Source organism: Streptomyces sp. NPDC029836 (assembly GCF_055574495.1).
In genome coordinates, this window is the sequence record NZ_JBVHZI010000008.1 from 118843 (window position 1) to 137737 (window position 18895).

Below are 18895 nucleotides of genomic sequence, written 5' to 3' on the forward strand. Positions count from 1 at the left end.
CGCCCCCGGCCGGTGGTCCCGCCCGTCACGGCAGCGGCTGCGGCGGGCGGGGTCCCTGGTACTGCCCGCTCGGCCGCATCCGCAGCGGCCGTTCCTGGTACTCCTCCAAGGCGTGCGCGATCCAACCCGCCGTCCGGGCCACCGCGAACACCGTCTCCCCGGCCTCGGCGCGCATCCCGCAGGACACCGTCAGCACCGCCAGCGCGAGGTCCACGTTCGCGTGCAGCCCGTGCCGGGCCATCACCGCCGTCACGTCCCGCGCCGCGGCGAGCGCCGGTGCCGCCTGCGGCAGGTCCGCCAACCGCCCGAACAGGGCTCCGGCCCGCGGGTCCTCGCCGCGGTACAGCCGGTGGCCGAGCCCGGGCACCGGGCGTCCCGCCCGCAGGTACTCCGCCACCACCGGCGCCGCGCCGCCCCGTTCCAGCACCTCTACCAGCATCCGGTGGGCGAGCCGGCCGGCGGCGCCGTGCAGCGGTCCCTCCAGTGCGCCGAGTCCGGCCGAGACGGCCGCGTACGGATGGGCCCGGGCCGACGCCGCCACCCGTACGGCCAGCGTCGAGGCGGCGAGGTCGTGGTCGGTCAGCAGCCCGAGGGCCAGGTCCAGCACCTCCAGCGCCCGCGGCTCCGGGTCCGCCGTGGTCAGCCGGGACCACAGCTCCCGGGCGACCGGTGCGCCGTCCCCGGCGGGCGCGCCCAGCTCGGGCAGGGCGCCGGCCAGCGTCGGGACCAGGGAGCGCGCGGAGCCCAGTACGGCCTCCTCGGACAGGTCGAAGCGCAACGGGTCCGTCACCGCGGCGGCGGCCACCGCCACCCGCAGCCGGTCGACGGGGCCGCTGTGCTCGGGAAGCGCGGCCACCGCCCGGCGGGCCGCGGCGAGCGCCTCCGGGGGAGCGGTGAAGCGGGCGCCGGGCCGCGGTCCGCCCGTCCAGAGCCACTCGGCGACCTCCTCGTACGGATACCGGGAGGCCAACTCGACGGCGTCCACGCCCCGGAACCAGTACCGGTCGTCCTCGATCAGGGTGAGCGAGGTGCGTACGGAGAGCTCCCCGGCCGGAGCCGCCGCCTCGCGCCGGCTGCGCAGGGCCAGGGCCTCCACCTCGCCCGCGTCGAAGGTGCTGCCGCGCCCGACCGGGTCGCGGCGGCTGGTGAGCTGGCCGCGGCTGACGTACGCGTACACGGTCGCCGGCTTCACGCCGAGCGCGCGGGCGGCCTCCTGGGTGGTGAGGCGGCGCGCGGTGTTGGCAGCGGGCTCATCGTTCATGACACACAGCCTATACAGATTGATGCGATCAACATTGACAAGGATTGATTCAAGGGTGGATGGTCGATCCATGAACACCACCGTCGCAGTACCCCGCGGCCTCGCCGGAGTCGTCGTCACCGAAACCCGACTCGGCGACGTCCGCGGCCAGGAGGGCTTCTACCACTACCGCGAGTACTCGGCCGTCGAGCTCGCCGCCGGCCGCACCTTCGAGGACGTGTGGCACCTGATGTTCCACGGCACGCTGCCCGCGGACGCCGCCGAACGCGCCGCCTTCACCGCGCGCGTCGCCCCGCTGCGCCGGCTGCCCGCCGCCGTCCGCGACGCCCTGCCCGGCCTCGCCCGCGCCACCGCCGCCTCGGGACCCCTCGCCGGACTGCGCACCGCGCTCTCGCTGCTCGGCGCCTCGGCCGGCTTCCGGCCCGTCTTCGACCTCGACGCCGACCGCCGCGCCGCCGACGCCCTCGCCGCCTGCGCCGCCGTACCCACCCTGCTCACCGCCCTGCACCGACTCGGCCGGGGCCTGGAACCGGTGGATCCGCGCGACGACCTCCCGTACGCGGCCAACTACCTCTGGATGCTGACCGGGCGGGAACCGGACCCCGTGCGCACCCGCGCCGTCGAGCGGTACCTGATCTCCACCGTCGACCACGGCTTCAACGCCTCCACCTTCACCGCCCGCGTGATCGCCTCCACCGGGGCCGACGTCGCCGCCTGCCTGACCGGTGCGATCGGAGCGCTGTCCGGACCGCTGCACGGCGGCGCCCCCAGCCGCGCCCTGGACACCCTCGACGCCATCGGCACCGTCGACCGCATCCGGCCCTGGATCCGGGAACGGGTCCTCGCCGGGGACCGGATCATGGGCTTCGGACACCCCGTCTACCGCACCGAGGACCCGCGCTCACGGATGCTGCGCGAGATCGCCCAGCAGTTCGGCGGGCCGCTGGTGGACTTCGCCGTCGAGGTCGAACGACAGGTGGAGGAGATCCTCGCCGAGCTCAAGCCCGGCCGCGAACTGCACACCAACGTGGAGTTCTACGCGGGGGTCGTCATGGAACTGTGCGGACTGCCCCGGGAGATGTTCACCCCGACCTTCTGCGCCGCGCGCGTGGTCGGGTGGAGCGCGAACGTCCTCGAACAGGCCGCCGACTCGAAGATCATCCGCCCGGCCGCCCGCTACATCGGCCCCACCCCGCCCCGGCCCGTGCCGCTGCTCGGCTGACCGGTCCCGCTGGCCATCGGCTGCTGGTTACCATCGGCCGGGTGAACAGCAGGCAGCCCGAGCGGACCGTCCCCGTCGTCGTCCTCGCCGGATTCCTCGGATCCGGCAAGACCACCGTGCTCAACCACCTCCTCGGCAACCGGGGAGGAACCCGGATCGGGGTCGTCGTCAACGACTTCGGATCGATCGAGGTCGACGCGATGTCCGTGGCCGGTCAGGTCGGCGACTCGATGGTCTCCCTCGGCGGCGGCTGCCTGTGCTGCGCGGTCGACGGCAGCGAACTCGACGCCTACCTGGACCGGCTCACCGCGCCCGCGCACCGGATCGACGTGATCGTCATCGAGGCCAGCGGGCTCGCGGAGCCGCAGGAGATGGTCCGGATGCTGATGGCCAACGAGAACCCGGCCGTCCGCTACGGCGGCATGGTGCACGTCGTGGACGCGGCCGAGTTCGACGCGACCCGCGAGAAGCATCCGGAGACCGACCGCCACCTCGCCGTCGCCGACCTGATCGTCCTCAACAAGTCCGACCGGGTCGACGCCGCCGAACGGACCCGGATCGAAACGGAACTCGACGCGCTCCGCGCCCCCGGGACCGCGGTGATCGCCACCGAACACGGTCGGATCGACCCGGAACTGCTCTTCGACCGCCGGCCCTGGACGGAGACCCGCGGCCAGCTCTCCTTCGAGGACCTGCTGGCCGAGGCGGACGAGGACACCCACGACCACTCGGCCCACGCGCACGCCGCCTACGAGAGCGTCGAGTTCACCTCCGACGAGCCCCTCTCCCCGCGCCGCCTCATGGACTTCCTCGACCGCCGCCCCGCCGGCCTCTACCGGATCAAGGGCTTCGTCCGGTTCGGCGTCCCCGGCCACGAGGAGCGCTACGAGGTCCACGCGGTCGGCCGCTTCCTGAGTTTCGAGCCCGGCCCCTGGCCGAAGGGCGAGCCCCGCCGGACGCAACTCGTCCTGATCGGCTCCGGCACCGACGGACCGGCCCTGCTGCGCGGGCTGGAGGCCTGCCGCGAGCAGGCCCCGCAGGACGCCCGGCCGGAGAGCATGTGGGGCGTGCTGCGGTACGTCCCGCGCAAGGGACCCGCGGAACCGGGGGAGGAGCCGGCGGACGAGCCGGACACCGACCGGCTCCACCCGCCCGAGACGGCCTAAGCCACGTCCACGCCGTACTCGCGCAGCAGGTCCTCCAGGCCGCCCCGGTAGCCCTTCCCGCCGATGACGAACTTCCAGTCGCCGTTCGGCCGCCGCCGGAAGGAGCCCAGCACCAGCGCGGTTTCGCCGGCCCGCCCGTCGGACACCTCCAGCCGGTCGATCTCCTCGCCGGCCGCGCCGAGCAGCCGGATCCGGGCGTCGGTGAACCCGGCCAGGTCGGCGTCCGGATTGACCTCGGGATCGATCGCGGCGACCAGGACCAGGCGGTCCGCGCGCTGCGGGAGGTCGTCGAAGCCGACCTCCACGGCGGCCTTGTCGGGGCCCCGGTGCGGGCGCGAGCGGACCGCGCCGTCCGGGGTCCGCGGGTTGTTGAAGAACACGAAGTGGTCCTCGCTCAGCACCCGGCCGCCCTCGCAGACCAGCGCGCACACGTCCAGCGCGACGGACCCCGCCCACGACATGCCCAATACGTTGCGGTCCGGCGCGAGGGCCTCCGGCTCGGCGGCGGCCCGCTGGGCGGGCACGCTCCGGGAGGCCGCCGCGGTCGGGCCGGTGGAAGCGCCGTCGCCCAGCCGGCCGCGCAGCCCGTACCGGTGCAGCAGGTCCACCAGCTCGACCCCGGGAACCAACTCCAGCGGTTTTCCGTTGGCGAAGGTGTACGACCCCGGTCCGAAGGACGAGGTGGTGACCAGCACCCCCTTGTTCGCCCCCGCGTCCTGCACGGTCCCGTACAAGTCCCGCACGGCCGTCGGCGGGACGGTGTTGCGGTAGCGCTTGACCTGTACGACGATCCGCCCGCCCCGGATCGGCGCCGGGTCCAGCGCCTCGACGTCGACGCCGCCGTCGCCCGACCGCTGCGTCGTCACCGCCTCCATGCCCATCGCCCGGAACAGTTCCCCGACCAGGTTCTCGAAGGCGATCGGGTCCATCGAGAACAGGTCGGGCTCCTCCTCGGCGCCCTCGCCGTGGCCGCCGTGCCGGACGACCCCGCTTCCCACCTCGCCGGGCCCCCGGCCCGCCCGTACCGCCGTCAGCTGGTCCGGCCGCGCCGACAACTGCCCCCGCAACCCGTCCACCAGGCAGTCCACCGCGCTCACCTGCTCCAGGCGCAGCCCGGAGAACGCCGTGCGCGAGGCCAGCACGGTGGCCAGTACGATCTGCGCCTCGCGTCCCGTCACCGGATCGTGGTCGTCCACGAACCCGTTGACCACCACCGAGTCCAGCGCGCCGAACTCGTCCGCCGCGTACAGCTCGCGCAGCACCAGCAGCACGCACTGGGCCAGTACGTCCCGGTACACCGCCCGGCGCTGCGTGGCCGGCCGGGCCGTCTCCTTGTCCTGGTCGGTACTCGGCAGGTACCGCACCGACTTCGCCTCCGGTACCACCGCGAAGCCCGGCAGCTCCCAGTCCAGCACCAACTGACGGGCCGCCGGATCGTAGGCCGCCGAGACCTGGCGGGGCAGGTCCTCGGGCCAGGCGGTGGAGGCGTACAGGGCCGCCGAGAAGTACTCGACGGCGGCCTCGGCATCGCCGGCGCCCAGCGCGCCGGCCAGTTCGGCGAGGCCGCCGTTGTGGCGGCGCACGTCGGCGAGCTGTCCGGCCGCCCACCGGTCGTACTGCTCCCGGTACGCCGCCAGCTGCCGCAGGCGCTGCTGGTCCGCGGCGTGCGCGGCCTGCCAGGCCTGGGTGTAGCGGTCGTGGGCCTCGCGCTCCGCCTGGGCGCGGCGACCCGCACCGAGCCCCCAACCGCCGCTCTGCTGCTGGAACTGCTGGAGCTGCGGCATGGGCAACGGATGGGCCAGCGTGCCCGGGTTGAACGGCTCCACCTGTTCGGAACGGACCAGGGCGGCCATCCCGAAGGCCGGCGCCCGGCACCCCGCGGCCAACATCCCCTGCAGGGCCGCCACCTCGGCTTCGAGCTCTTCCGTCCGGCGACGGGCCTCGGCCTCGCGGTGCTGCTTGTAAGCGGCCTGCTGTTCCCGCCGGCCCCGCGCCACGTCCCGTTCGTACGCCCGCTGCCGGCGCTCCGCCTCGCGCTGCTGGATCAGCTGCGCCCGCTGCTGCTGCCGTTGGGCCTCGGCCCACACCCCGATCAACCCGCTGGACCGACGACTCATCAGCTGTGTTCTCCCCCCACCCGCGTGTACGGGGAAAACAGTAGTCGGGGCACGGGGTGCGGGGTGAGCCCAACGGCCCACCCGGCGCAACCCGCGCCCCGCCCGTGCTACAACACGCCCCCCGCGAGGGCTTCGACGACCGCCGGCAGCGCCACCCCCGAGCCGTCACGACGCGGGTCCACCGCCGGCAGCGCGGCCGGGGTGCCGTTGGCCGACGCGGCCCGGACCGGCGCCCCACCGGCCCAGGCCAGCACCAGGACGTCCTCGCCCTTCAGGAAGCGCTGGCAGCGCACCCCGCCCGTGGCCCGACCCTTGCGCGGGTACTGGTCGAAGGGGGTGAGCTTGCCGGAGCGCACCGAGTCGTCCAGCGTCCCCTGCGATCCCGCCACGGTGAAGACCATGGCGTCCCGGGCCGGGTCCACGGCCGAGAAGTGGATCACCTTGGCGTTGTCGGCGAGCTTGATGCCCGCCATGCCGCCCGCCGGGCGGCCCTGGGGGCGCACCTGGGCCGCCGGGTAGCGCAGCAACTGGGCGTCGTCGGTGATGAAGACCAGGTCCTCCTCACCCGTGCGCAGCTCGACCGCGCCGACGATCCGGTCGCCCTCCTTGAGGGTGATGACCTCCAGCTCGTCCTTGTTCGCCGGGTAGTCCGGCACGACCCGCTTGACGACGCCCTGCTCGGTGCCCAGGGCCAGCCCCTGGGAGGACTCGTCGAGCGAGGTCAGGCAGATCAGCGTCTCGTCGGCCTCCAGCCCGGACAGGAACTCCGAGACGGGGGCGCCACCGGCCAGGTTCGGCGCGGCGTGCGTGTCCGGCAGCTGCGGCAGGTCGATCACCGACAGGCGCAGCAGTCGACCGTACGAGGTCACCGCGCCCACGTCGGCCCGTGCGGTCGCCGCGACCTGGGAGACGATCAGGTCGTGCTTGGCGCGGCCGCCGCCCTCCTCCTCGGGGAGCGGGTCGCCGTTGGCCGTACGGGCGAGCAGGCCGGTGGAGGACAGCAGCACGCGGCACGGGTCGTCCGCGACCTCCAGCGGAACGGCCGCGATGGCCGTACCCGCCGACTCCAGCAGCACCGTCCGCCGCTCGGTACCGAACTTCTTCGCCACCGAGGCCAGTTCGGACGAGACCAGCTTGCGCAGTTCGCCGTCCGAATCCAGGATGCCGGTCAGCTCGTCGATCTCGCCGGTGAGGCGGTCGCGCTCGGACTCCAGCTCGATCCGGTCGAAGCGGGTCAGGCGGCGCAGCGGGGTGTCGAGGATGTACTGCGTCTGGATCTCGCTGAGCGAGAAGTGCTCGATCAGCCGCTCCTTGGCCTGCGCGGAGTTGTCGCTCTCGCGGATCAGCCGGATGACCTCGTCGATGTCGATGAGGGCCACCAGCAGGCCCTCGACCAGGTGCAGCCGGTCGCGCCGCTTGGTGCGGCGGAACTCGCTGCGCCGGCGGACGACCTCGAAGCGGTGGTCCAGGTAGACCTCCAACAGCTCCTTGAGGCCCAGCGTCAGCGGCTGGCCGTCGACCAGGGCGACGTTGTTGATGCCGAAGGACTCCTCCATCGGCGTCAGCTTGTAGAGCTGTTGCAGCACGGCCTCCGGGTGGAAGCCGTTCTTGATCTCGATGACCAGGCGCAGGCCGTGCGAGCGGTCGGTGAGGTCCTTGACGTCGGCGATGCCCTGGAGCTTCTTCGAACCGACCAGGTCCTTGATCTTCGCGATGACCTTCTCGGGGCCCACCGTGAAGGGCAGTTCGGTGACGACGAGACCCTTGCGGCGCGGGGTGACGTCCTCCACCGCGACCGTCGCGCGGATCTTGAACGTGCCGCGACCGTTCTCGTAGGCGTCCTTGATGCCGGAGAGCCCGACGATCCGGCCGCCCGTGGGCAGGTCGGGACCCGGCACGAAGCGCATCAGCGCCTCCAGGTCCGCCTCCGGGTGACGGATCAGGTGGCGGGCGGCCGCGATGACCTCGCCCAGGTTGTGCGGGGCCATGTTGGTGGCCATGCCGACGGCGATCCCGGAGGCGCCGTTGACGAGCAGGTTCGGGTACGCCGCGGGCAGGACGACCGGTTCGCGTTCCTGGCCGTCGTAGTTGGCGTTGAAGTCGACGGTGGCCTCGTCGATCGACTCCGTCATGAGTGACGTGGCGTCGGCCATCCGGCACTCGGTGTAACGCATCGCGGCCGGCGGGTCGTCGTTGCCGAGGGAGCCGAAGTTGCCGTGGCCGTCGACCAGCGGCAGGCGCATCGAGAAGGGCTGCGCCATGCGCACGAGCGCGTCGTAGATCGACGCGTCGCCGTGCGGGTGCAGCTTGCCCATGACCTCGCCCACGACACGGGCGCACTTGACGTAGCCGCGGTCGGGACGCAGGCCCATCTCGTTCATCTGGTAGACGATGCGCCGGTGCACCGGCTTCATGCCGTCCCGGGCGTCCGGCAGGGCACGGGAGTAGATCACCGAGTACGCGTACTCGAGGAAGGAGCCCTGCATTTCGTCGACGACGTCGATGTCGAGGATCTTCTCCTCGAAATCCTCCGGCGGCGGGGTCTTCGTGCTGCGGCGGGCCATCGCTGCGCGGCTCCTTAACCAAGAAATCGGGTGTACGGGGTGTACGGGGTGTACGGGACGTACGGGTTCCGGCCGGGCGGTCCGGCAGGGGCGACGCGGACCATTGTGGCCCGGGCCGCCGACAATGCCGACTCCGACCCCGGGGGTCCCCCGGACGGAGTCCGCAGGCGGCATCCGGGAACTTCTCCGGTGGCCGACGCGCTTGCATACAGTGGCAGGTCTGACAGAAATCTCTGCATCGCGATCGAAGGGACCACATGCCCATGGGTCACACGGCCACAGCTCAGGCCGGCTCCGGCGGCCTGACAGCGACCGAGCACCGGCTGGCCAACGGCCTGCGCGTGGTGCTGTCCGAGGACCACCTCACCCCGGTCGCCGCCGTCTGCCTCTGGTACGACGTCGGCTCGCGCCACGAAGTCAAGGGGCGGACCGGTTTGGCTCACCTTTTCGAGCACCTGATGTTCCAGGGTTCGGCGAGCGTACCGGGCAACGGACACTTCGAGCTCGTCCAGGGCGCCGGCGGTTCCCTGAACGGGACCACCAGCTTCGAGCGCACCAACTACTTCGAGACCATGCCGGCGCACCAGCTGGAACTCGCCCTGTGGCTGGAGGCGGACCGGATGGGTTCGCTGCTGGCCTCGCTGGACGACGAGTCCATGGAGAACCAGCGCGACGTCGTCAAGAACGAGCGTCGCCAGCGCTACGACAACGTGCCCTACGGGACCGCGTTCGAGAAGTTGACCGCCCTCGCCTACCCCGAGGGCCACCCGTACCACCACACCCCGATCGGTTCGATGGCCGACCTGGACGCCGCGTCCCTGGAGGACGCGCGCACCTTCTTCCGTACGTACTACGCGCCCAACAACGCCGTCCTGTCGGTCGTCGGCGACATCGACCCCGAGCGCACCCTGGCCTGGGTCGAGAAGTACTTCGGGAGCATCCCGTCGCACGACGGCAAGCAGCCCCCGCGCGACGGCACGCTGCCCGAGGTCATGGGCGCGCAACTGCGCGAGGAGATCGTCGAGGAGGTCCCGGCCCGCGCGCTGATGGCCGCCTACCGCCTCCCGCACGACGGCACCCGCGAGTGCGACGCCGCCGACGTGGCGCTGACCGTGCTGGGCGGCGGCGAGTCCTCCCGGCTGCACAACCGCCTCGTGCGCCGCGACCAGAGCGCCGTCGCGGCCGGCTTCGGCATGCTGCGGCTCGCCGGCGCGCCCTCGCTGGGCTGGCTGGACGTCAAGACCTCCAGCGGCGTCGAGGTGCCCGCCATCGAGGCCGCCGTCGACGAGGAGCTCGCGCGGTTCGCCGCCGAGGGCCCCACGGCCGAGGAGATGGAGCGCGCCCAGGCGCAGCTGGAGCGGGAGTGGCTGGACCGGCTGAGCACGGTGGCCGGCCGGGCCGACGAACTGTGCCGCTTCGCGGTGCTGTTCGGCGACCCCCAGCTCGCCCTGACCGCCGTACAGCGCGTCCTGGACATCACCGCCGAGGAGGTGCAGGCCGTGGCCGCGGCCCGACTGCGCCCCGACAACCGGGCGGTCCTGGTCTACGAACCGCCGGCCGGGTCCGACGACGAGACCGACGCGAACGAAGCCGAGAACGAAGGGGCGGAGCAGTGAGCGACACCGCAGCCGTCACGATGACCTTCCACCCGCAGCCCCAGCCCGGCGAGGCCAAGCCGTGGGCCTTCCCGGCCCCCGAACGCGGCGCGCTGCCCAACGGCCTGACCGTGCTGCGCTGCCACCGCCCGGGCCAGCAGGTGGTCGCGGTCGAGGTCAACCTCGCGGCCCCGCTGGACGCGGAGCCCGAGGGCCTCGACGGGGTGGCCACGATCATGGCCCGCGCCCTGTCGGAGGGCACCGACAAGCACTCCGCCGAGGAGTTCGCCGCCGAGCTGGAGCGCTGCGGCGCCACGCTGGACGCGCATGCCGACCACCCCGGCCTGCGGGTCTCCCTGGAGGTCCCGGCCTCCCGCCTGCACAAGGCGATGAGCCTGCTCGCCGAGGCGCTGCGCGCGCCCGCCTTCGCCGACGGCGAGATCGACCGGCTGGTGCGCAACCGGCTCGACGAGATCCCGCACGAGCTGGCCAACCCGCAGCGGCGCGCGGCCAAGCAGCTCTCCAAGGAGCTGTTCCCGGCCTCCCTGCGCATGTCCCGACCGCGCCAGGGCACCGAGGAGACGGTGGCCCGCATCGACTCCGCGGCCGTCCGCGCCTTCTACGAGGCCCACGTACGCCCCGCCACCGCCACCGCGGTGGTCGTCGGCGACCTGACCGGCATCGACCTGGACGCCGTCCTGGCCGACACGCTGGGCAGTTGGACGGGCAACACCGCCGAGTCCCGCCCGGTGCCCCCGGTGACCGCCGACGACACGGGCCGGGTGGTCATCGTCGACCGGCCCGGCGCCGTCCAGACGCAGTTGCTGATCGGCCGGATCGGCGCGGACCGCCACGACCTCGTGTGGGCCCCGCAGGTGCTCGGCACGTACTGCCTCGGCGGCACGCTCACCTCGCGCCTGGACAAGGTGCTGCGCGAGGAGAAGGGGTACACGTACGGCGTGCGCGCCTTCGGTCAGGTGCTGCGTTCCACGGCCGACGGCAAGGGCGCCTCGATGCTCGCCATCAGCGGCTCGGTGGACACCCCGAACACCGGCCCCGCGCTGGAGGACCTCTGGAAGGTGCTGCGCACCCTCGCGGAGGGCGGTCTGACCGACGCCGAGCGGGACGTGGCGGTGCAGAACCTGGTGGGCGTGGCCCCGCTGAAGTTCGAGACGGCGTCCTCCGTGGCGGGCACGCTGGCGGACCAGGTCGAGCAGGAGCTGCCGGACGACTACCAGGCGCGGTTGTACGCGCGGCTGGCCGAAACCGGTACGGCGGAGGCGACTTCGGCGGTCGTGCGCGCCTTCCCCGTGGACCGTCTGGTGACGGTGTTGGTGGGCGACGCGGCGCAGATCGAGGAGCCCGTACGGGCGCTGGGCATCGGCGCCGTAACCGTCGTCACCAACTGACCCGTGGTCGACCGGGAATCGAGCGGCGGGCGACCGCCCCTCCACCGGTAACCGGCCGTTTCTGAAGGGGCTCTGATGGATTATCCGTCAGGGCCCCTTTTGTCCGATTAGTGGTTTGGTTGCTCGTATGCGGTGTGGCGTACGCAACAAAAGTGCTCGTGTGTTTGGCGATCCACTGATGATCCGCCTAGCGTCGGCCCTGCTGTTCGTCAGTTGTGCCCGCCGCACCCGCGGCACCGAACAGTGATCGCCGAGTCCCCGTCAGGCGCGAGCCTGGGGAGCCGGGGACCCACAGTCCCTGGGGTGAATCGGACCGCCTCGCAAGAGGAGGCCCGTAGGAGACCTTCCTGCTCCGAACCCGTCAGCTAACCCGGTAGGCGAGAGGGAAGGAAAGGACCACCCCCTTCATGGCGTTTGGCAGTCGTCCCACCGGCTCCGGCAAGCACCGCGGCTCCAGCCGTCTGAGCCGCAAGACCGCCGGCTACGCCGGTATAGCCGCCCTCGCCACCACGGGCGTGGTCGGCACCCTCGCCGCCCCGGCCTTCGCGGCGGACAACCCGGGACCCTCCATGGAGGACACCGGCCAGAACCCGGTGGTCGTCGCGAACGACCTCCAGGGCGACATCGTGGCCCAGGCCGATCTGCAGCAGCGCGCCGCCGACGCCGTCGCCGCCCAGGCGCAGGCCGAGGCCGACGCCAAGCAGCGCGCCTCCGAGGCCAAGCGCGTCGCCGAGGTCGCCGAGGCCAAGGCGAAGTCCGAGCGGGAGACCGCCGAGCGCGTCGCCCGCGAGGAGGAGCGCAAGCGCCTCAACACCTACGTCTCGCCCATCGCGGGCTCCTACGTCAGCACCTCCTACGGTGCGGGCGGCGCGATGTGGTCCTCCGGTAGCCACACGGGCATCGACTTCCACGCCTCCCTCGGCACCTCGGTCCGCACCGTCGGCGCCGGCACCGTCGTCGAGGCCGGCTGGGGCGGCGCGTACGGCAACAACGTGATCATCAAGCACAACGACGGCACCTACACGCAGTACGGCCACATGGACTCGCTGAGCGTGTCCGCCGGCCAGCAGGTCGCCCCGGGCCAGCAGATCGGCCTCGCCGGCACCACCGGCAACTCCAGCGGCGTGCACCTGCACTTCGAGGCCCGCACCAGTGCCCAGTACGGCTCGGACATCAACCCGCTGGCGTACCTGCGCTCGCACGGCGTGAACCTCTGATCCGAGCGGCACCGCACCACCACTTCCACGGAAGGCCCCGGCTCCCCGAGCCGGGGCCTTCCGCGTTCCCGGGAGCCGGCTCGCCTGCGAAGCCGGCCCTTGCCCTCGTCGGCTGCCCCGCTCACCCCTCACCGCTCCCCGCTGCGTGAAATGTTTCGGATTTCCAGCCGTCCTCGGAAATATTCGCGTGTTGCAATAGAGTCGCGACACGGTCACGATTCCGGCGACGGCGCCGGCAGCCGAATTCACGCGGAGGTCCGGTCTTGCGAATTCCCGCGCACGCGGTGTGCACAGCGATCCGCGACGATATCGTCTCCGGCTTCTTCGGGCCGGGCGGCCGCCTCACCGAGGAGGTCCTGGCCCGCCGCTACGGGGTCTCCCGCGTCCCGGTGCGCGAGGCCCTGCGCACCCTGGAGTCCGAGGGCTTCGTCACCACGCGCCGCCACGCGGGCGCCTGCGTGGCGGAGCCCACCGAACAGGAGGCGGCCGACCTCCTGGAGCTACGGATGCTGCTGGAGCCCCTCGCGGCCTCCCGGGCCGCCCGCCGGCGTACGGACGCCCACCTGAAGGTGCTGCGCGGGCTGGTCCGGCTGGGGCAGGAACGGGCCCGCAGGGGCCAGGGGGAGGATCTGCGGGACCTGGGGGGCTGGTTCCACGAAACCCTCTCCCAGGCCTCCGGCAGCCCGGGCCTGATCGCCCTGCTGACCCAGACCCGGCGCAAGATCGCCTGGATGTACACCGTGGAGGCCCCCGCGCGCCCCGTGGAGTCCTGGGCCGAACACGGGGGCATCGTCGACGCGGTGGCCCGCGGGGACGCCGAACGGGCCCGGACGCTGACCGCGCAGCACGCGGCGCGCGCCGCCGAGGCGCACCGGCCGCGGGTGAGGACTCCGCAACCTGCCGTAAACATGTCGAGCGTCCGGCATTAACACGGGCCGTATACAAAGGTGAGCGGATATTCTGCCGGCGCCGGCCGGTTCACGGTCCCGCGCATTTCTCGTGCTCCCATTCCGGATTCTTCTCCCGCGGGATTCCGGCTTTCGCGTCCGGCGTCGAATTCCCGCCTGCGCGGCCGAAAACAGAAGAGCCGCAGCCTCCGGGATCACCGGGGGCTGCGGCTCCGCCGCTCGTTCGAGGTGGTACCGGACCCGAAGGGTCAGACGGTCTCCGGAAGCTCGTCGAGGCCCTCGGCGACCAGCTTCGCGAGGCGGTCCAGGGCGGCGTCCGCACCCTCGGCCTCGGAAGAGAGGACGATCTCCTCGCCGCCCTGCGCGCCCAGGCCCAGGACCGCCAGCATGGAAGCGGCGTTGACGGGGTCGCCGCCCGCCTTGGCGATGGTCACCGGGACGCCGGAAGCGGTCGTCGCCCGGACGAAGATCGAGGCGGGACGAGCGTGCAGGCCCTCGGCCCAGCCGACGTTGACGCGGCGCTCTGCCATGGTGATGCCCTTCAGGTTCTTACGGTTGTCTAGACCAGTCTCTCACGGCGCCCCGAATGCTCGGACCGGCCTTCGGCCCCGATCCACCGCCGTTCGACCTTCCCCAGCTTGCACCGCTTCGCCCCGGACTGCCGCGTTCGCCGCGCGCTCGCGTCCGGGCCGGTCCGCACGGCCCGTCCGCCCCTTAGGGTGAGCCCATGACGACCGCGTCGGACCCCTCGTACCCGGCCCACTGGGAAGCGGACGTCGTGCTGCGCGACGGCGGCACCGCCCGCATCCGTCCCATCACCACCGAGGACGCGGGACGGCTGACCAGCTTCTACGAACAGGTCTCCGACGAGTCGAAGTACTACCGCTTCTTCGCGCCGTACCCGCGCCTGTCCGACCGCGACGTGCACCGCTTCACGCACCACGACTACGTGGACCGCGTCGGCCTCGCGGCGACCATCGGCGGCGAGTTCATCGGCACCGTCCGCTTCGACCGGATCGGCCCCGACGGCCGGCCGGCCTCCGTCCCGGCCGACGAGGCCGAGGTCGCCTTCCTCGTCCAGGACGCCCACCAGGGCCGCGGCGTGGCCTCCGCGCTCCTGGAGCACATCGGGGCCGTGGCCCGGGAGCGGGGCATCCGGCGGTTCGCCGCCGAGGTGCTGCCCGCCAACAACAAGATGATCAAAGTGTTCACGGACGTCGGCTACCAGCAGAAGCGCAGCTTCGAGGACGGCTCCGTCCACCTCACCCTCGACCTCGAACCCACCGCCGAATCCCTCGCCGTGCAGCGCGCCCGCGAACAGCGCGCCGAGGCCCGCTCCGTCCAGCGACTGTTGTCCCCCGGCTCGGTCGCCGTCATCGGGGTCAGCCGCTCCGGCTCGGGCGTCGGCGCGGCGGCCCTGCGCAACCTGCGCGACGGCGGCTTCCACGGGCACCTCTACGCCGTCAACGAAGCCCGCGCCCCCGGCATCGAGGGGGACCTGCTGGACGGCGTACGGGCCTACCGCACCGTCGCGGACATCGGCGCGCCCGTCGACCTCGCCGTGATCGCCGTCCCCGCCGAACGGGTCCCGGACGCCGTCGCCCGCTGCGGCGAACACGGGGTGCAGGGCCTGGTCGTGCTCTCCGCCGGCTACGGGGAGAGCGGCCCGCTCGGCCTGGCCCGCCAGCGCGAACTCGTGCGGCAGGTGCGCTCGTACGGGATGCGGCTGATCGGCCCCAACGCCTTCGGGGTGATCAACACCGCCCCCGAGGTCGAGCTGAACGCATCCCTGGCCCCCGGCCCCACCGCCCGCGGCCGCATCGGCCTGTTCACCCAGTCCGGAGCCATCGGGATCGCGCTGCTGGCCGGACTGCTCCGGCGCGGCGGCGGCCTGTCGTCCTTCATCTCCGCCGGGAACCGGGCCGACGTCTCCGGCAACGACATCCTCCAGTACTGGTACGACGACGAGGCCACCGATGTGGCCCTGCTCTACCTGGAAACCCTCGGCAACCCGCGCAAGTTCACCCGCCTCGCGCGCCGCACCTCCGCCGTCAAACCCGTCGTCGTCGCCCGTGGCGGCCGCCACACCCCGGCCGGCCACGTCGTCCCCGGTACGCGGCTCACCGACAGCACCGTCTCCGAGCTGCTGCGGCAGGCCGGCGTCATCCGGGTCGACACCGTCACCGAGCTGGTCGACGTCGGCCTGCTGCTCGCCGGGCAACCGGTCCCGGCCGGCCCCCGGGTGGCGATCCTCGGGAACTCCGAGTCCCTCGGCGTCCTCACCTACGACGCCTGCCTGACGGAGGGGCTGCGCCCGCGCCCCCCGCTCGACCTGACCACCGCCGCCGACCCCGCCGACTTCCGCGCCGCCCTGGCCACGGCCCTGGCCTCGCCCGACCACGACGCCGTCATCGTCACGGCCATCCCCGGGGTGGGCGAGCAGGCCCTGGCCGACGACCTCGCCGCCGCCCTGCGCGAGGCCGCCGCCCAGACGCCGGGCAAGCCCGTCGCGGTGGTCCACGTGGAACTCGGCGCCCTGGTGGAGGCCCTGTCCGCCGCGCGGGCCACCTCCCCGACCGCCGCCGCCCCGCGCGGCCCCGCGTGGACCGCGCCGGGCACCCCCGACCCGGGCCCGGCCCCCGACGCCGAAACCCCGACCCCCCGCACCGGCCCGATCCCGACCTACCCCGCCGCCGAACGGGCCGTGAAGGCCCTCGCCGAAGCCGTCCGCTACGGCCAGTGGCGCCGCGCCAACGCCGAGGGCGGCCAGGTCCCCGAGTACGAGGACATCGACGAAGCCGGGGCCGCCGGCCTGCTCGCCCGCCTCCTCGCGGACGTCGCCCCGGCCTCCGTCGCCACCCTGGACGAAGCCGACGGGCGCGACCTCCTCGGCCGCTACGGCATCCGCGTCCTGCCCGTCCTGCCCGCCCCCACCCCCGACGCCGCCGCCCGAGCGGCCCGCGTCCTCGGGTACCCCGTCGCCCTCAAGACCACCGCCCCGCACCTGCGCCACCGGGCCGACCTGGGCGGCGTACGCCTGGACCTCACCACCGAAGCCGAGCTGCGGCGCTCGTACGAGGAACTCACCGACACCCTCGGCAAGCCCGCCGAGCTGCTCCCCGTGGTCCAGACGATGGTGCCGCGCGGCGTGGACACCGTCGTCCGCTCGGTCATCGACCCCGTCGGGGGCGCCGTCCTCACCTTCGGACTCGCCGGCGTCGCCTCCGAGCTGCTCGGCGACACCGCCCACCGGCTGGTTCCGGCCACCGACCGGGACGCGGCCGCGCTGATCCGCTCCATCCGCACCGCCCCGCTGCTCTTCGGCTGGCGCGGCAGCGACCCCGTCGACACCCGCGCCCTGGAGGAACTCCTGCTCCGGCTGTCCCGACTCGTCGACGACCACCCCGAGGTCGTCGGGGTTTCCCTGGAGCCGGTCGTCGTCGCCACCGAGGGCCTCTCCGTGCTGAGCGCCACCGTCCGCGTCGCCCACCCGCCCGCCCGCAGCGACCTCGGCCCGCGCACCCTGCCCAGCTACTGAGCGCCGGGCAGGTAGGGGGACCCCGGAGGGGCCTTAGGATGGACCTCATGGCGAAATCCGGTACGACGACCCAGGGGCTGCGCGCGGCGATCGAGCGCAGCGGCTACTACCCGGCCCTCGTGGCCGAGGCGGTGGAGGCCGCCGTGGGCGGCGAGCCGATCTCGTCGTACCTGGTCCACCAGGAGACCACCTTCGACTCCAACGAGGTCCGCCGGCACGTGACCGTGCTGGTCCTCACCGGCAACCGCTTCATCGTCAGCCACACCGACGAGCAGGCCGCCGACGCCGGGTCCCCCTCCCCGTACGCGACCACCTCCACCGAGTCGGTCAAGCTCAGCAGCATCTCCTCCGTGGTACTCAGCCGCGTCGTCGCCAACCCGGAGTCGTACACCCCGGGCACCCTGCCGCGCGAGGTCGTGCTGACGATCGGCTGGGGCGCCGTCTCGCGCATCGACCTGGAGCCCGCCGCCTGCGGCGACTCCAACTGCGACGCCGACCACGGCTACACCGGCAACTCCACCGCCGACGACCTCAGCCTGCGGGTCAGCGAGGCCGGCGACGGCCCCGAGACCGTGCGCCAGACCCTGGTCTTCGCCCAGGCGCTGTCCGAGGCGACGGCCGCGACCTCCGGTCCCGCCCGCTGATGTCGTACTCCGCGCCGCCGAACTGGCAGGACGAACCGGAACTGCTCGACCTCGCCGGCGCCCCGGTCCCGCACTACGGGACGGGCTCGCTCGCCGACCTCCTGCCGACCCTCGCGGCCGGTCAGGGGGTGCCCGGCCTCGCCGCCGGGATCGCCGAGCTCACCCCGGCCGACCGGAACTGCGTCTTCCTCGTCGACGGCATGGGCTGGGAGCAGATCAAGGCCCACCCGGACGAGGCCCCGTACCTCACCTCCCTGCTCGCCGGCTCGCGCGGCGGCACCGGCCGCCCGATCACCTCGGGCTTCCCGGCGACCACCGCCACCTCCCTGGCCTCCGTCGGCACCGGCCTGCCGCCGGCCCGCCACGGCCTGCCGGGCTACGCGGTGCGCAACCCGGCCTCCGGCGAGCTGATGAACCAGCTCCGCTGGCAGCCGTGGACCGCGCCCAAGCCCTGGCAGCCCTACCCGACCGTGTTCCAGCTCGCGGACGCCGCCGGGGTGCACACCGCCCAGGTGTCCTCGCCCACGTTCCGCACCACCCCGCTCACCAAGGTCGCGCTCAGCGGGGGCACCTTCCACGGCCGGATGACCGGCGAGGAACGCATGGACCTCGCCGCGATCCAGCTCGCGGCCGCCGAACGGTCGCTCGTGTACACGTACTACAGCGAACTCGACGGGGCCGGACACCGGCACGGCGTGGACTCCGACGCCTGGCGCGGCCAGCTGATGTTCGTCGACCGCCTCGTGCAGCGCCTCGCCGAGCAACTGCCGCCGCGCACGGCGCTGTACGTGACCGCCGACCACGGCATGGTCGACGTCCCCTTCGACGAGGACTCCCGGATCGACTTCGACGACGACTGGGAGCTGGGCGCGGGCGTCGCCCTCCTCGGCGGCGAGGGCCGGGCCCGGCACGTGTACGCCGTACCCGGCGCGGAGGCCGACGTCCTCACCGTGTGGCGGGAGGTGCTCGGCGACCGCTTCTGGGTCGCGAGCCGCGAAGAGGCCCTGGAACTCGGCTGGTTCGGCGCTCCGGGGGAGTGCGACGAACGCGTGCTCGGCCGGATCGGCGACGTGATCGCCGCCGCCCAGGCGGACGTCGCGATCACCGCGTCCCGCAACGAGCCCAACGAGTCGGCGCTGGTCGGCATGCACGGCTCCATGACCGCGGCCGAGCAGCTGGTCCCGCTGCTCGAAGTCCGCACCTGACCGACCCCACCCCCTCCCCCCTCGCCGCCCACGACCCGAAAGGCCCCGT

General features: G+C 73.1%; 13 protein-coding genes and 1 riboswitch. Of the genes, 9 read left to right on the plus strand and 4 right to left on the minus strand.

Going from position 1 to position 18895, the window contains the following annotated elements:
- Positions 1 to 25: 25 nt before the first annotated feature.
- On the minus strand, positions 26 to 1261 hold the full coding sequence (locus tag ACZ4XJ_RS23210) for a citrate synthase (RefSeq protein ID WP_468497200.1): 1236 nt from the start codon (positions 1259 to 1261) through the stop codon (positions 26 to 28).
- Positions 1262 to 1331: 70 nt separating this feature from the next.
- Between ACZ4XJ_RS23210 and ACZ4XJ_RS23215 the strand changes: the two genes are divergently transcribed.
- Complete coding sequence (locus tag ACZ4XJ_RS23215; RefSeq protein WP_468497201.1) at positions 1332 to 2483, plus strand: citrate synthase; 1152 nt, start codon at positions 1332 to 1334, stop codon at positions 2481 to 2483.
- 41 nt (positions 2484 to 2524) lie between these two features.
- Positions 2525 to 3649, plus strand: a complete 1125-nt coding sequence (locus ACZ4XJ_RS23220) for a CobW family GTP-binding protein (RefSeq protein ID WP_468497202.1) — start codon at positions 2525 to 2527, stop codon at positions 3647 to 3649.
- On the opposite strand, the gene ACZ4XJ_RS23225 is transcribed toward ACZ4XJ_RS23220, so the two are convergent.
- A complete protein-coding gene (locus tag ACZ4XJ_RS23225; RefSeq protein WP_468497203.1) occupies positions 3646 to 5766 on the minus strand; it encodes a restriction endonuclease in 2121 nt (706 codons plus the stop codon). The two genes, ACZ4XJ_RS23220 and ACZ4XJ_RS23225, sit on opposite strands and share 4 nt — an antisense overlap.
- Positions 5767 to 5873: 107 nt before the next feature.
- Positions 5874 to 8330 (minus strand): DNA gyrase/topoisomerase IV subunit A, encoded by a 2457-nt coding sequence (locus ACZ4XJ_RS23230; protein ID WP_362877984.1) that lies wholly within the window; start codon positions 8328 to 8330, stop codon positions 5874 to 5876.
- A gap of 263 nt (positions 8331 to 8593) precedes the next feature.
- On the opposite strand from ACZ4XJ_RS23230, the gene ACZ4XJ_RS23235 reads away from it, so the two are divergent.
- From ACZ4XJ_RS23235 to ACZ4XJ_RS23250, 4 genes are all read left to right on the plus strand, one after another.
- Positions 8594 to 9946: a M16 family metallopeptidase gene (locus tag ACZ4XJ_RS23235; protein WP_362877985.1), complete on the plus strand. Its 1353-nt coding sequence runs from the start codon at positions 8594 to 8596 to the stop codon at positions 9944 to 9946.
- 20 nt (positions 9947 to 9966) lie between these two features.
- Positions 9967 to 11334 carry a M16 family metallopeptidase gene (locus ACZ4XJ_RS23240; protein ID WP_468497323.1) on the plus strand — a complete coding sequence of 456 codons (1368 nt, stop codon included), beginning with the start codon at positions 9967 to 9969 and terminating at the stop codon, positions 11332 to 11334.
- Between the two features lie 238 nt (positions 11335 to 11572).
- Positions 11573 to 11729: riboswitch (cyclic di-AMP (ydaO/yuaA leader) on the plus strand.
- Between the two features lie 12 nt (positions 11730 to 11741).
- Positions 11742 to 12551 carry a M23 family metallopeptidase gene (locus ACZ4XJ_RS23245; RefSeq protein WP_468497204.1) on the plus strand — a complete coding sequence of 270 codons (810 nt, stop codon included), beginning with the start codon at positions 11742 to 11744 and terminating at the stop codon, positions 12549 to 12551.
- Positions 12552 to 12814: 263 nt separating this feature from the next.
- A complete protein-coding gene (locus tag ACZ4XJ_RS23250; RefSeq protein ID WP_468497205.1) occupies positions 12815 to 13480 on the plus strand; it encodes a GntR family transcriptional regulator in 666 nt (221 codons plus the stop codon).
- Between the two features lie 227 nt (positions 13481 to 13707).
- Here ACZ4XJ_RS23250 and ACZ4XJ_RS23255 read toward each other — a convergent pair whose 3' ends face one another.
- A complete protein-coding gene (locus ACZ4XJ_RS23255) occupies positions 13708 to 13989 on the minus strand; it encodes an HPr family phosphocarrier protein (RefSeq protein ID WP_362877988.1) in 282 nt (93 codons plus the stop codon).
- A 197-nt stretch (positions 13990 to 14186) separates the two neighbouring features.
- On the opposite strand from ACZ4XJ_RS23255, the gene ACZ4XJ_RS23260 reads away from it, so the two are divergent.
- Genes ACZ4XJ_RS23260 through ACZ4XJ_RS23270 form a run of 3 tightly spaced genes read left to right on the plus strand, consistent with a single transcriptional unit; the run spans position 14187 to position 18846 of the window.
- A complete protein-coding gene (locus tag ACZ4XJ_RS23260; RefSeq protein ID WP_468497206.1) occupies positions 14187 to 16997 on the plus strand; it encodes a bifunctional acetate--CoA ligase family protein/GNAT family N-acetyltransferase in 2811 nt (936 codons plus the stop codon).
- A gap of 47 nt (positions 16998 to 17044) precedes the next feature.
- Positions 17045 to 17641: a DUF5998 family protein gene (locus ACZ4XJ_RS23265; RefSeq protein WP_362877990.1), complete on the plus strand. Its 597-nt coding sequence runs from the start codon at positions 17045 to 17047 to the stop codon at positions 17639 to 17641.
- A complete protein-coding gene (locus ACZ4XJ_RS23270; RefSeq protein WP_362877991.1) occupies positions 17641 to 18846 on the plus strand; it encodes an alkaline phosphatase family protein in 1206 nt (401 codons plus the stop codon). Before ACZ4XJ_RS23265 ends, ACZ4XJ_RS23270 begins: the two co-directional genes overlap by 1 nt.
- Positions 18847 to 18895: the final 49 nt, after the last annotated feature.

Bases quoted from the DNA above. Each gene is read 5' to 3' on its own strand.
- ACZ4XJ_RS23255 (WP_362877988.1), bottom strand. From the start codon at position 13,989: ATGGCAGAGCGCCGCGTCAACGTCGGCTGGGCCGAGGGCCTGCACGCT.
- ACZ4XJ_RS23240 (WP_468497323.1), top strand. From the start codon at position 9,967: ATGACCTTCCACCCGCAGCCCCAGCCCGGCGAGGCCAAGCCGTGGGCC.
- ACZ4XJ_RS23230 (WP_362877984.1), bottom strand. From the start codon at position 8,330: ATGGCCCGCCGCAGCACGAAGACCCCGCCGCCGGAGGATTTCGAGGAG.
- ACZ4XJ_RS23225 (WP_468497203.1), bottom strand. From the start codon at position 5,766: ATGAGTCGTCGGTCCAGCGGGTTGATCGGGGTGTGGGCCGAGGCCCAA.
- ACZ4XJ_RS23270 (WP_362877991.1), top strand. From the start codon at position 17,641: ATGTCGTACTCCGCGCCGCCGAACTGGCAGGACGAACCGGAACTGCTC.
- ACZ4XJ_RS23245 (WP_468497204.1), top strand. From the start codon at position 11,742: ATGGCGTTTGGCAGTCGTCCCACCGGCTCCGGCAAGCACCGCGGCTCC.
- ACZ4XJ_RS23215 (WP_468497201.1), top strand. From the start codon at position 1,332: ATGAACACCACCGTCGCAGTACCCCGCGGCCTCGCCGGAGTCGTCGTC.
- ACZ4XJ_RS23235 (WP_362877985.1), top strand. From the start codon at position 8,594: ATGGGTCACACGGCCACAGCTCAGGCCGGCTCCGGCGGCCTGACAGCG.
- ACZ4XJ_RS23260 (WP_468497206.1), top strand. From the start codon at position 14,187: ATGACGACCGCGTCGGACCCCTCGTACCCGGCCCACTGGGAAGCGGAC.
- ACZ4XJ_RS23265 (WP_362877990.1), top strand. From the start codon at position 17,045: ATGGCGAAATCCGGTACGACGACCCAGGGGCTGCGCGCGGCGATCGAG.
- ACZ4XJ_RS23210 (WP_468497200.1), bottom strand. From the start codon at position 1,261: ATGAACGATGAGCCCGCTGCCAACACCGCGCGCCGCCTCACCACCCAG.